At 71.2% G+C, this 13,042-nt stretch carries 9 protein-coding genes; 5 read left to right on the top strand and 4 right to left on the bottom strand.

Annotation, left to right across the window (positions count from 1 at the left end; genetic code table 11):
• Window positions 1-64 precede the first annotated feature (64 nt).
• Complete coding sequence (locus tag ACSYGO_RS14620) at window positions 65-1,312, bottom strand: ADP-ribosylglycohydrolase family protein (RefSeq protein ID WP_460386833.1); 1,248 nt, start codon at window positions 1,310-1,312, stop codon at window positions 65-67.
• Window positions 1,313-1,586: 274 nt separating this feature from the next.
• On the opposite strand from ACSYGO_RS14620, the gene ACSYGO_RS14615 reads away from it, so the two are divergent.
• From ACSYGO_RS14615 to ACSYGO_RS14605, 3 genes are all read left to right on the top strand, one after another.
• Window positions 1,587-2,318, top strand: coding sequence for a VIT1/CCC1 transporter family protein (locus ACSYGO_RS14615; RefSeq protein WP_345643850.1), 732 nt, complete (start codon window positions 1,587-1,589; stop codon window positions 2,316-2,318).
• Between the two features lie 368 nt (window positions 2,319-2,686).
• A complete protein-coding gene (gene gltB, locus ACSYGO_RS14610; protein WP_426675924.1) occupies window positions 2,687-7,279 on the top strand; it encodes a glutamate synthase large subunit in 4,593 nt (1,530 codons plus the stop codon).
• A complete protein-coding gene (locus ACSYGO_RS14605; protein ID WP_426675925.1) occupies window positions 7,272-8,732 on the top strand; it encodes a glutamate synthase subunit beta in 1,461 nt (486 codons plus the stop codon). The genes gltB and ACSYGO_RS14605 overlap by 8 nt, the downstream gene beginning before the upstream one ends.
• Before the next feature lie 219 nt (window positions 8,733-8,951).
• Here the strand turns inward: ACSYGO_RS14605 and ACSYGO_RS14600 are convergent, their stop codons facing one another.
• The 3 genes from ACSYGO_RS14600 to ACSYGO_RS14590 all read right to left on the bottom strand — a co-directional run bounded on the left by ACSYGO_RS14600 (window position 8,952) and on the right by ACSYGO_RS14590 (window position 11,566).
• Window positions 8,952-9,566 (bottom strand): dihydrofolate reductase family protein, encoded by a 615-nt coding sequence (locus ACSYGO_RS14600; RefSeq protein ID WP_426676055.1) that lies wholly within the window; start codon window positions 9,564-9,566, stop codon window positions 8,952-8,954.
• An 84-nt stretch (window positions 9,567-9,650) separates the two neighbouring features.
• A complete protein-coding gene (locus tag ACSYGO_RS14595) occupies window positions 9,651-10,550 on the bottom strand; it encodes a chitosanase (protein ID WP_460386832.1) in 900 nt (299 codons plus the stop codon).
• A 95-nt stretch (window positions 10,551-10,645) separates the two neighbouring features.
• A complete protein-coding gene (locus tag ACSYGO_RS14590; protein ID WP_460386830.1) occupies window positions 10,646-11,566 on the bottom strand; it encodes a rhomboid family intramembrane serine protease in 921 nt (306 codons plus the stop codon).
• A gap of 173 nt (window positions 11,567-11,739) precedes the next feature.
• Here ACSYGO_RS14590 and ACSYGO_RS14585 point away from each other — a divergent pair, with 173 nt between their 5' ends.
• Together ACSYGO_RS14585 and ACSYGO_RS14580 are read left to right on the top strand one after the other, a co-directional pair.
• Window positions 11,740-12,459, top strand: a complete 720-nt coding sequence (locus ACSYGO_RS14585) for a vWA domain-containing protein (RefSeq protein WP_426675928.1) — start codon at window positions 11,740-11,742, stop codon at window positions 12,457-12,459.
• Complete coding sequence (locus ACSYGO_RS14580) at window positions 12,456-13,007, top strand: HutD/Ves family protein (protein WP_426675929.1); 552 nt, start codon at window positions 12,456-12,458, stop codon at window positions 13,005-13,007. The genes ACSYGO_RS14585 and ACSYGO_RS14580 overlap by 4 nt, the downstream gene beginning before the upstream one ends.
• Window positions 13,008-13,042: the final 35 nt, after the last annotated feature.

Raw genomic sequence — 13,042 nt, 5'->3', positions numbered from 1 at the left:
TCCGGGGCGGACGCCGCGCCCTCGCCCGCGCGTTTCGCGGGCTCGTCTCCGACCAGGCCGGGCCTCACGGGCGCACCTCCTCGTCCTCGGCGGCCGGCAGGTAGGCGTCGGCGTACGCGTCGGCGCCGGGGGGCGGGCACGGGTGCGGGGTGGTGGGCGGACGTCCGCCCGGGGACCCCGGCGGGCGCCTGCCCGCGGTGGTGAGCGGGCGCCGGCCGGAGAGCGGCGGCAGGTACGCCCCCGGTTCCAGCGGCGGCCACTCGCCCCCGGCGCCGGGCTCGACCCGCGCACGCCCCTGAGGTCCCCACTTGCCCGCGTCCTCCGGAGTCAGCAGCTCCGCCACGTCCAGGATGTGGTGGCCCTTCATGGAGGGCAGGCAACTGCCCCGGGCCGGGCCGATCGCCGCCGCCCAGGCGGCCGGGATCGCCGAGACGCCGCGGGTCGCCCCGGCCAGGGCACCGGCCACCGCGGCCGTGGTGTCGGCGTCGCGGCCCATGTTGACGGCCGTGAGCACGGACTCCTCGAAGGCGCCGTCGGCGGCGGCGTAGGCGCCGAAGGCGAGGGCCACCGCCTCCGGTGCCAGGTCGGTCCAGGGGTAGCCGCCGATGACGACCGCCGAGCGGACCGCCCGCTCGCCCCGGTGGGCGACCGCGACCGCCCGGCGCAGCGAGCGGGCCGTCCAGGAGTCGTCCGGGATCACCGCCAGCGCGGAGGCGACGACCGCGATGGTGTGGGCGCCCGCCATGGCCGCGGCGACACCCGCCGCGACCGCCTGGCCGCCGTAGATGCCCTCGCCGTCGTGGCTCACCGAACCGTCGACGGCCACGAGCCGTGCGGCCTCCGCCGGCCGGCCCGCCGCGAAGACCCCGAAGGGCGCCGCCCGCATCGCCAGCCCGTCGCTCCAGGCGTGCCGGTGCTGGGCCGAGATCGGCGCCGCCAGCCCCCGGCGCAGGTTCTCCAGCGTGCCGCGCTCGCTGAATCCGGCGCCCCGGAACGGGCCCTCGTCGCGGTCGGCGATCCACTGGTGCCAGGCCGCCTCGACATGGGCGACGGTGAGTGCCGAGCCGTGCCGGGCCAGCAGCAGTCCCGAGAAGATCGCGTACTCGGTGTCGTCCGTCCCGGCCGGGTGCTCGGTGACGTACCCGGTGATCCGGCCCCATTTCGCGCGGATCTCCGACGGCTTCATGTTCTCGGCGGGCGCGCCCAGCGCGTCCCCGACGGCCAGTCCCAGCAGCGCGCCGCGCGCCCGCTCACGGAGTTCGGCGGCGTCCCCGGGTGCCGGGACCGAGGGAATGCAGGCGATGGAAGCCATACGTGCCTCTCTTCCGAGGACCCCTGCCGGTGCGCGGACTTCGGTGCGCGGAGCCCTTTGCGGATCTGTCCCACATCGGCGGTTGACAAGAGCCTCACGGGCCCCGCTGTCACCCGGTCGACATCTGTGCGTCTCATATCTCGGATGAGCGGAAAGAAGGAAAGCCGCAGGTAAGCCCAGCCTTTCCTTGCTGGCGAGCGGGAATTCCGAGGCGTACTTTGAGGGTTGTCGAAAAGTGGAAACAGTCCAATCAAGCATCATGGGGGACCCCGGCATGGCCATCATCGAGACCGAAGCGACCCTGCACGAGGCGCACCGCGACAACCACACGCACCGCGATGTCAACGGCGGCTGGCTGCGCCCCGCCGTGTTCGGCGCGATGGACGGACTCGTCTCGAACCTCGCCCTCATGACCGGCGTCGCCGGCGGTGCCGTCTCCCACCGGACGATCGTGATCACGGGACTCGCGGGGCTCGCCGCGGGCGCCTTCTCGATGGCGGCCGGCGAGTACACCTCCGTCGCCTCGCAGCGCGAACTCGTCGAGGCGGAGCTCGACGTGGAGAGAAGGGAGCTGCGCAAGCACCCCAAGGACGAGGAGCGCGAGCTCGCCGACCTGTACGAGGCGCGTGGCGTCGAGCCGGAGCTGGCGCGAGAGGTCGCCCGGCAGCTCTCCCGCGACCCCGAGCAGGCCCTGGAGATCCACGCGCGCGAGGAGCTGGGCATAGACCCGGGCGACCTGCCCTCTCCGTCCGTCGCCGCCGTGTCGAGCTTCGGCTCCTTCGCCCTCGGCGCGCTGCTCCCCGTGCTGCCGTATCTGCTCGGTGCGACGGCCCTGTGGCCGGCCCTGGTGCTCGCGTTCATCGGGCTCTTCGCGTGCGGTGCGGTCGTGGCCAAGGTGACCGCCCGGTCCTGGTGGTTCAGCGGACTGCGGCAGCTCGCTCTCGGTGGCGCGGCGGCGGGTGTGACGTACGCCCTGGGCAGTCTGTTCGGTACCGCCGTAGGATGAGATGCCGAGCACTTATGCAAGGGACTGCATAAGTAGCCGTTACTCGGCGGTTTCGATTCCTTAACCACCGGGCATGAGCCGTAAGCACCGCAGGCAATGACGCCTGCGCCCGCAACCCTCGTGACGAGCGATGATGCCCGCTGCGAACCGGACCGACGGGCACTGATCTGTCCGCTTAGGTCCCCCTTGATTCCACCGTCTGGCGCGGAACCCGACCGCGACCCCGCGGTGTCCGCATGTTGGAACGGTGTATCCGGTTTTCGAGAACCACTCCATCATGTAACCTGCGTGAAATTTTGAACCCCCAGCAGAGGGCCAACGTCGTCCCTCGGCAGATGTCATATGCCACGACGACGACGGGAGAGCCGATGCGTACGCCGCGCCAGCCGTCCCAGCACTCCGCGAATGGCCAGAACTGGTCCTTCATGGATGCTCGCCCTGCTGCGCAGGGTATGTACGACCCCCGCAACGAGCGCGACGCCTGTGGCGTCGGCTTCGTGGCCACCCTCACCGGCGAGGCGAGCCACGCGCTGGTCGAGCAGGCGCTCACGGTTCTGCGCAACCTGGAGCACCGCGGCGCGACCGGCTCCGAGCCTGACTCGGGCGACGGCGCCGGCATCCTCTCCCAGGTGCCCGACGCCTTCTTCCGTGAGGTGGCCGGATTCGAGCTGCCCGAGGCCGGCGCCTACGCCGTCGGCATCGCCTTCCTGCCCGAGGACGCCGCGGCCGACGCCGTCTCACAGATCGAGACGATCGCGGGCGACGAGGGCCTGACGGTCCTCGGCTGGCGCGAGGTCCCGGTCGCCCCCGAGCTGCTCGGTGCCACCGCTCGCTCCACGATGCCCGCCTTCCGGCAGATCTTCGTGGCCGACGGCGGCAGCACGGGCATCGACCTCGACCGCAAGGCGTTCGTGCTGCGCAAGCGCGCCGAGCGCGAGGCCGGCGTCTACTTCCCGTCGCTGTCCGCGCGGACCATCGTCTACAAGGGCATGCTGACCACCGGCCAGCTGGAGCCCTTCTTCCCGGACCTGTCCGACCGCCGCTTCGCCTCCGCGATCGCGCTCGTGCACTCCCGGTTCTCCACCAACACCTTCCCGAGCTGGCCGCTCGCCCACCCGTACCGCTTCGTCGCGCACAACGGCGAGATCAACACGGTCAAGGGCAACCGCAACTGGATGCGCGCTCGCGAGTCCCAGCTCGTCTCCGACCTGTTCGGCGACAAGGGCCTGGACCGGATCTTCCCCGTCTGCACTCCGGACGCGTCCGACTCGGCCTCCTTCGACGAGGTGCTCGAACTGCTGCACCTCGGCGGCCGCTCCCTCCCGCACTCCGTGCTGATGATGATCCCGGAGGCGTGGGAGAACCACGACTCCATGGACCCGGCCCGCCGCGCCTTCTACCAGTTCCACTCCACGATGATGGAGCCCTGGGACGGCCCGGCCTGTGTCACCTTCACCGACGGCACCCAGGTCGGCGCGGTCCTCGACCGCAACGGCCTGCGCCCCGGCCGCTACTGGGTCACCGACGAGGGCCTCGTCGTCCTCGGCTCCGAGGTCGGTGTCCTCGACATCGACCCCGCCAAGGTCGTCCGCAAGGGCCGCCTCCAGCCCGGCAGGATGTTCCTCGTCGACACCGCCGAGCACCGCATCATCGAGGACGACGAGATCAAGGCCGATCTCGCCGCCGAGAACCCGTACGCGGAGTGGCTGGAAGCCGGCGAGATCGAGCTCTCCGACCTGCCCGAGCGCGAGCACATCGTGCACACCCACGCCTCGGTCACCCGCCGCCAGCAGACCTTCGGCTACACCGAGGAAGAGCTCCGCGTCATCCTCGCGCCGATGGCCAAGGCGGCCGCCGAGCCGATCGGCTCGATGGGCACGGACTCGCCGATCGCCGCCCTCTCGCAGCGTCCGCGTCTGCTCTTCGACTACTTCACCCAGCTGTTCGCGCAGGTCACCAACCCGCCGCTGGACGCGATCCGCGAGGAGCTGGTCACCTCCCTGCGCTCCTCGCTGGGCCCGCAGGGCAACCTGCTGGACCCGACGGCCGCCTCCTGCCGCTCGGTCACCCTGCCCTTCCCGGTGATCGACAACGACGAGCTGGCCAAGCTCATCCACATCAACGCCGACGGCGACATGCCCGGCATGAAGGCCGCGACCCTCTCCGGTCTCTACCGGGTCTCCGGCGGCGGCGACGCGCTGGCCGCAAGGATCGAGGAGATCTGCGCCGAGGCGGACGCCGCGATCGAGAACGGCGCCCGGCTGATCGTCCTGTCGGACCGTCACTCGGACGCCGAGCACGCGCCGATCCCGTCGCTGCTGCTCACCGCGGCCGTCCACCACCACCTCATCCGCACCAAGCAGCGCACCCACGTGGGCCTGCTGGTCGAGGCCGGTGACGTCCGCGAGGTCCACCACGTCGCCCTGCTCATCGGCTTCGGCGCCGCGGCGGTCAACCCGTACCTGGCGATGGAGTCCGTCGAGGACCTCGTCCGCGCGGGCACCTTCCTGTCCGGCATCGAGTCCGAGCAGGCCATCCGCAACCTGATCTACGCGCTCGGCAAGGGCGTCCTCAAGGTCATGTCCAAGATGGGCATCTCCACCGTCGCCTCCTACCGTGGCGCCCAGGTCTTCGAGGCCGTCGGCCTGGACGAGGCCTTCGTCGAGAAGTACTTCAACGGCACGGCGACGAAGATCGGCGGCGCCGGTCTCGACGTCATCGCCAAGGAGGTCGCCGCCCGGCACGCCAAGGCCTACCCGGCCTCCGGCATCGCGCCCGCGCACCGCGCCCTCGACATAGGCGGCGAGTACCAGTGGCGCCGCGAGGGCGAGCCGCACCTGTTCGACCCGGAGACGGTCTTCCGCCTCCAGCACGCGACGCGCACCGGCCGCTACGACATCTTCAAGAAGTACACGGACCGCGTGAACGAGCAGTCCGAGCGTCTGATGACGCTGCGCGGCATGTTCGGCTTCACGTCCGGCCGGCAGCCGATCTCCGTCGACGAGGTCGAGCCCGCCTCCGAGATCGTCAAGCGCTTCTCCACCGGCGCCATGTCGTACGGCTCCATCTCCAAGGAGGCGCACGAGACCCTCGCCATCGCCATGAACCAGCTGGGCGGCAAGTCCAACACCGGTGAGGGCGGCGAGGACCCGGAGCGCCTGTACGACCCGGCGCGCCGCTCGTCGATCAAGCAGGTCGCCTCCGGCCGCTTCGGCGTGACCTCCGAGTACCTGGTCAACGCCGACGACATCCAGATCAAGATGGCCCAGGGCGCGAAGCCCGGCGAGGGCGGCCAGCTGCCCGGCCACAAGGTGTACCCCTGGGTCGCCAAGACCCGGCACAGCACCCCGGGCGTGGGCCTCATCTCCCCGCCCCCGCACCACGACATCTACTCCATCGAGGACCTGGCTCAGCTGATCCACGACCTCAAGAACGCCAACCCGCAGGCCCGCATCCACGTGAAGCTGGTCTCCGAGGTCGGCGTCGGCACGGTCGCCGCGGGTGTCTCCAAGGCCCACGCGGACGTCGTCCTGATCTCCGGCCACGACGGCGGTACGGGCGCCTCGCCGCTCACCTCGCTGAAGCACGCTGGTGGTCCCTGGGAGCTCGGCCTTGCCGAGACCCAGCAGACGCTGCTGCTCAACGGCCTGCGCGACCGCATCGTCGTGCAGACCGACGGCCAGCTGAAGACCGGCCGCGACGTCGTCATCGCCGCGCTGCTCGGCGCCGAGGAGTTCGGTTTCGCGACCGCGCCGCTCGTCGTCTCCGGCTGCGTCATGATGCGCGTCTGTCACCTGGACACCTGCCCGGTCGGCATCGCCACCCAGAACCCGGTGCTCCGCGACCGCTTCGCCGGCAAGGCCGAGTACGTGGTGAACTTCTTCCGGTTCATCGCCGAGGAGGTCCGCGAGATCCTCGCCGAGCTGGGCTTCCGCTCCATCGAGGAGGCCGTCGGCCACGCCGAGAACCTCGACGTCACGCGGGCGGTCGACCACTGGAAGGCGCAGGGCCTGGACCTGTCCCCGCTGTTCCACGTGCCCGAGCTGCCCGAGGGCGCGGTGCGTCACCGGACCGTCTCCCAGGACCACGGTCTGGAGAAGGCGCTCGACAACGAGCTGATCAAGCTGGCCGCCGACGCGCTGGCCGCGGACTCCGCGACCGACGCCCAGCCGGTCCGCGCGCAGGTCGCGATCCGCAACATCAACCGCACGGTCGGCACCATGCTCGGCCACGAGGTGACGAAGAAGTTCGGCGGGGCGGGCCTGCCCGACGACACCGTCGACATCACCTTCACGGGATCGGCGGGCCAGTCCTTCGGCGCCTTCCTGCCGCGCGGTGTCACGCTGCGCCTGGAGGGCGACGCCAACGACTACGTCGGCAAGGGCCTCTCCGGCGGCCGGGTGATCGTCCGTCCCGACCGGGGCGCCGACCACCTGGCCGAGTACTCGACGATCGCGGGCAACACCATCGCGTACGGCGCGACGGGCGGCGAGCTCTTCCTGCGCGGCCGCACGGGCGAGCGCTTCTGCGTCCGCAACTCCGGTGCGCTGGTGGTCTCCGAGGGCGTGGGCGACCACGGCTGCGAGTACATGACCGGCGGTCACGCGGTGGTCCTCGGCGAGACGGGCCGCAACTTCGCGGCCGGCATGTCCGGCGGCATCGCGTACGTCATCGACCTCGACCGCGACAACGTCAACGTCGGCAACGTGAACGCCGTCGAGGAACTCGACGACACCGACAAGCAGTGGCTGCACGACGTGGTGCGCCGGCACGCGGAGGAGACCGGCTCCACGGTCGCCGAGAAGCTCCTCGCCGAGTGGTCCGTGTCCGTGGACCGCTTCAGCAAGATCATCCCCAGCACGTACAAGGCAGTGCTCGCCGCCAAGGACGCCGCCGAGCGAGCCGGACTCCCCGAGTCCGAGATCACCGAGAAGATGATGGAGGCGGCGACCAATGGCTGATCCCAAGGGCTTTCTGAACCACGGCCGTGAGGTCGCCCGGTCCCGCCCCGTCGAGGAGCGGGTCCGGGACTGGAACGAGGTCTACGTCCCCGGTTCGCTGCTCCCGATCATCTCCAAGCAGGCGAGCCGCTGCATGGACTGCGGCATCCCGTTCTGCCACAACGGCTGTCCGCTGGGGAACCTGATCCCGGAGTGGAACGACTACGCGTACCGTGAGGACTGGTCCGCCGCGTCCGAGCGTCTGCACGCCACGAACAACTTCCCGGAGTTCACGGGCCGTCTGTGCCCCGCTCCGTGCGAGTCGGCGTGCGTGCTCGGCATCAACCAGCCGGCCGTGACCATCAAGAACGTCGAGGTCTCGATCATCGACAAGGCGTGGGACAGCGGCGACGTCGCGCCCCGCGCCCCCGAGCGGCTGTCCGGCAAGACGGTCGCGGTGATCGGCTCCGGCCCCGCCGGTCTGGCCGCCGCCCAGCAGCTGACCCGGGCCGGCCACACCGTCGCGGTCTACGAGCGCGCCGACCGGGTCGGCGGCCTGCTCCGCTACGGCATCCCCGAGTTCAAGATGGAGAAGCGGCACATCAACCGCCGCATCGAGCAGATGCGCGCGGAGGGCACCCGCTTCCGCACCGGCATCGAGATCGGCCGCGACCTCAAGGCGACGGACCTGCGCAAGCGGTACGACGCCGTGGTCATCGCCGCCGGTGCGACGACCGCCCGCGACCTGCCCGTGCCCGGGCGGGACCTCAACGGCATCCACCAGGCCATGGAGTACCTGCCGCTGGCCAACAAGGTGCAGGAGGGCGACTACGTTGCGCCCCCGATCAGCGCCGAGGGCAAGCACGTCGTCGTGATCGGCGGCGGCGACACGGGCGCGGACTGCGTGGGCACCGCCCACCGCCAGGGCGCGGCCTCGGTCACGCAGCTGGAGATCATGCCGCGGCCGGGCGAGGAGCGGAACGCGGGCCAGCCCTGGCCCACCTTCCCGATGCTCTACAAGGTCACCTCCGCGCACGAGGAGGGCGGCGAGCGGGTCTACTCCGTCTCGACCACCCACTTCGAGGGCGACGAGGACGGCAACGTCCAGTGGCTGCACCTCGCCGAGGTGGAGTTCGTCGACGGCAAGCTGACGGCCAAGCCGGGCACGGAGCGCAAGATCCCCGCCCAGCTGGTGACGCTGGCCATGGGCTTCACCGGCACGGACGTGGAGAACGGCCTGGTCTCCCAGTTCGGCCTGGAGCTCGACGCCCGCGGCAACATCGCCCGCGACGCCGAGTTCGCGACGAACGTCCCCGGCGTGTACGTCGCCGGTGACGCGGGCCGCGGCCAGTCGCTGATCGTCTGGGCGATCGCCGAGGGCCGCTCGGCCGCCCGCGGGGTGGACCGGTTCCTCACGGGCGTCAGCGACCTCCCGGCCCCGATCCGCCCGACGGACCGCTCGCTGATGGTCTGACCCCCCGAACGGTGACCTGACGGTCACTCATCTGCGTCCCGTACAAAGGCGTACGGAACACAGACGGCGCCTGCCTCACTGTCCCCGACCGGACGACCTGGCAGGCGCCGCCACATGTCCGGTGGGCCGTCCCCGGCCCGGGGCCACCCCACCGGTTCCAAGACATGACCGGGACGCGGCCACGGAGCACCGCGCACGACGGTCACTTCACGACGGCGGTCACTTCACGAAGCGGTACTTCAGGTGGGTGGCGAGGGGCGTCTCGACCACCCTGACCTGTTCCAGGTCCCGCCGTCCGGCGCCCGGTCCGTCGAAGAGCCGCAGCCCGTCGCCGAGGAGCGCGGGCACGACGTGCAGTTGCAGCTCGTCGATGAGCCCTTCGCGGAGGTACTGCCGCACGGTGCTCGCCCCGCCCGCGATGTCGACATTCCTGTCCCCGGCGGCGGCCCTCGCCCGGTCGAGGGCGCTGTGGATGCCGTCGGTGACGAAGGTGAAGACGGTGCCGCCCTCCTTGACCAGGGTGGGCCGGGGCCGGTGGGTGAGCACGAAGACCGGGGTGCGGAACGGCGGGTTGTCGCCCCAGAACTCCTCGCCGGTGTCGTACATCATCCGGCCCATGACCACCGCGCCGGTGGCGTCGAACCACTCGCGCATCAGCTCGGAGTCGCGGTTCTCGTGCCCGCCGGTCATGCCCTGGCGCTCGCGCCAGCTCGCCAGGTCGTGGATCCACTCGAAGAGCGGTTCGGCGCCGTCGCCTCCCGGGTTGTCGAGGGCGACCCCGGTGCCGGCGACGAAGCCGTCCAGGGAGATGGCGAGGTCCGCGGTCACGGTCACGGTCACGGTCGGTGCTCCTGAACTCCTGGGGTGTACTGCCTCCACCCTCACGTCGATCGGGAACCCGCGCATTCGACACGCGGCTCAGGGAATCCTGTACGCCTCCCCGTAGACCTTCCACTCCAGCGGCGTCTTCAGGTCCAGGTTCCCGTCGTACAGGAACTGCCGCTGGGCCGTGTCGATGCGGGTCGTGTCGCGGTCGGCGTTCTTGGACTTCATGGCCTTGCGGCGGATGTCCAGGAAGATGTCCAGGTAGGCCTTCTCATCGCCGCCCTCGGAGGGCAGGTCGGCCTCGCGCATGGCGCGTTCGCGCAGACCGTAGAAGCCGTCGGGGCCGGTGCCCGGGCCGTGCAGGACCATGGCGTCGTAGTAGACGAACTGGCCCAGGGTGCCGAGGCCGTCGAGCTTGGCGAGCCGGACGGCGGGGCCGAAGTAGACGCGGTCGCGTTCGCTGACCTGGGCGTCACGGAAGGCGGGGAGCCGGGCCTCGCGCTTCCAGGCCGCGGTGAAGCCGGGGTCGAGGCCCTCGTGGGAGTCCGTGCCGTCGACCTTGCGCAGCGCGGGGAGATAGCGCGCGAGGCCGTTGTCCGGGTGGGCGTCGGTATAGCGCTCGACGAGGGTGAGCAGGTCGTGGGTGCCCGTGCAGAAGCCGATGATGCCCGCGGTGTAGCCCTGGCCGTCGCCGATGTCCTCGATGTAGCCGTACGCCTCGCGCCAGTTCAGGGTGGAGTTCTCGGCGCTCGCCACGATCTGCTGGGCGAGCTCCTTCTTGCCCGGAGCGGCGAGGCCGGGCGGCATGTCGGCGATGACCTCGTCGTCGGCGGCCCGCTCGGCCTTGGCCTTGGCCTCCTCGCGGGCCTGACTCGACGCCGAGGTGCTGCCCTTGCCGTCGGCCGTGGCCGGGTGCTCGGGCGTGGCGAAGTACACCACCGCCGTGACCAGGACGGGGATCGCGCCGAACAGCAGGCAGCCAGCTCTCTTCATGGCGCACAGGTTACGGCGGGGAGGCGCACAGGTGTGCACCCCCTCCCGCCTGCGGGGGACGGCGGTCCCGCCGCCGAGCCGTCACGGGCCACGCTCTAGGCCATACCGCTCTTCAGCGACGACACCTTGACCACGGTCAGCACCACGAGGAGCACCAGGAGGCCCGCACAGGCGGCCGCCTGCACCGCCGTGCGCCGCCGGCCGCGGGGCGCGTAGGCGTACGCGGCCGTCACGGCGCCGCCGGCCAGCAGACCGCCGAGGTGCCCCTCCCAGGAGGTGACCGCGGCCGAGACGGCCAGCCAGAGCAGCAGCCCCACCATGACGCGGTTGACGGCGCGCATGTCCGCGCCGAGCCGGCGGGCCATCACGTAGTACGCGGCGCCGAGGCCGAAGATCGCGCCGGACGCGCCGAGCGTGTGGTCCTGCGGGGAGATCAGCAGGACGAGGACCGAACTGCCGAGCGCCGACAGCAGGTACAGCGTGATGTAGCGGGCACGGCCGAGCTGGGCCTCCACCACGCGGCCGATGTTCCACAGCGAGACCATGTTCATCACGATGTGCAGGATGCCGAACGTGCCCTCGGTGGGCGGCAGATGGAGGAACGCGCCGGTCAGCAGCCGGTACCACTCGCCGTCGACGAGGCCCTCCGGGTGGTAGCCCGCCGGGTACAGGGCCTGCCAGACGTAGTGGCCGCCGTCCGGCCCCACCAGATCGGCGCCGAGCATCTCGAACCGGTCCGTGACCGAGGAGCGCGCCAGTTGGGCGAGGTAGGCCAGCACATTGAGGCCTATGAGCACGTACGTCACCGCGGGGACCGTCGAGATCCGGCCGCCGAAGGCGGTGCGGGCCTGGCGGATCGACCGGGCGCCCTCCTTCACGCATTCCACGCACTGGTGGCCGACGGCCGCCTCGCGCATGCAGTCCGGGCAGATGAAGCGGTCGCACCGGGTGCACCGCACATGGGACTCCACCTTGGGATGGCGATAGCAGGTGGTGACGGCGGACTCGGGCTCCACGGCCGGCTCCTCGGGAGATAGTTCGGGACAAGTCGGGTGTGGGGGCGGTGCGACGGGTGCCGACGGTGCGGCGGCGAACAAAATAGCGAACGTCCGTGGGCAGGTGGGACGGCAGGGGGCCGTGGTGCCGTAATCTCGGCGGTCCCGTCACCAGCGCGCGATCGGAGATCCGTATGGCCGGAATCAGCCTCACCAAGGTGGAGGAGACCGCGCCGGCCCTGGTCGGTCCGTACAAGAGCGCGGGAGTCTCCCTCACCAAGCACGGGCTGAGCGGTCAGCGGGCCGCCGTGTACCTCGTGGTCGACTACTCGGGGTCGATGAAGCCGTACTACCGGGACGGCAGCGTGCAGGCGCTCGCCGACCGGGTGCTCGGCCTCTCCGCGCACCTCGACGACGACGGTTCGGTCCCGGTCGTCTTCTTCTCCACGGACGTCGACGCCGTCACCGACATCGGGCTCGACAACCACCAGGGCCGGGTCGAACGGATCGTGGCCGGGCTCGGGCACATGGGCAAGACCAGCTACCACCTGGCCATGGACGCCGTCATCGACCACTACCTGGACAGCGGTTCCAAGGCCCCCGCCCTCGTCGTCTTCCAGACCGACGGCGGCCCGATCAACAAGCTCGCCGCGGAGCGGTACCTGTGCAAGGCGGCGAAGCTCCCGCTGTTCTGGCAGTTCATAGGGTTCGGTGATCCGGGCAGCAGGCAGTTCGAGTTCCTGCGCAAGCTCGACGAGCTGGCCGTGCCCGAGAAGCGGGTGGTCGACAACGCCGGGTTCTTCCACGCCGGTTCGGATCCGCTGAAGGTGTCCGACGAGGAGCTGTACGACCGGATGGTCGGCGAGTTCCCGCAGTGGCTGACCGCCGCGAGGGCGCGGGGGATCGTGCGATGACCGTGCGCCTGCTGCCCGCCGCCGGGCGGGCCGCCGTGCCCTGGAAGAACGGCGGCGGGGTCACCCGGGAGATCGCCGCCTGGCCCGAGGGCGCGGGCATGGACGACTTCGCCTGGCGCGTCAGCCTCGCCGACGTCCGCGCCGACGGGCCCTTCTCGGCGTTCGCGGGGGTCGACCGCATCCTGACCATGGTCGAGGGCGCGGGAATGGACCTCACCGTCGGCGGCGCGCACCGGCGGGTCGACACGCGGTACGTGCCCCAGCACTTCCCCGGCGACCTGCCCACCGACTGCCGGCTCATCGCGGGACCGGTCGTGAACCTCAACGTCATGTGGCGCCGGGGCGGCGAGGCGGCCCCGGCCGTCATCGTGGCGCACCCCGGCTCGCCGCCCGCCGGCCCGGCCGCGCTGGTCGTCGTGCTGGACGGGACCGCCGAGGTGGCCGGGCTGACCCTCGGGCGGTACGACGCCGCGCTGCTGACCGGCGAGTCGGCCGTGCCGCGCGTGACGGGCCGCACCGCCGTCGTCGACCTCACCGGAGTGCGCTGAACCGGCCGACCTCCTCGGGGCGAGTGGTGAGCGGG

The organism is Streptomyces krungchingensis (assembly GCF_054729265.1).
This window is presented reverse-complemented; position numbering and strand designations above follow the sequence as displayed.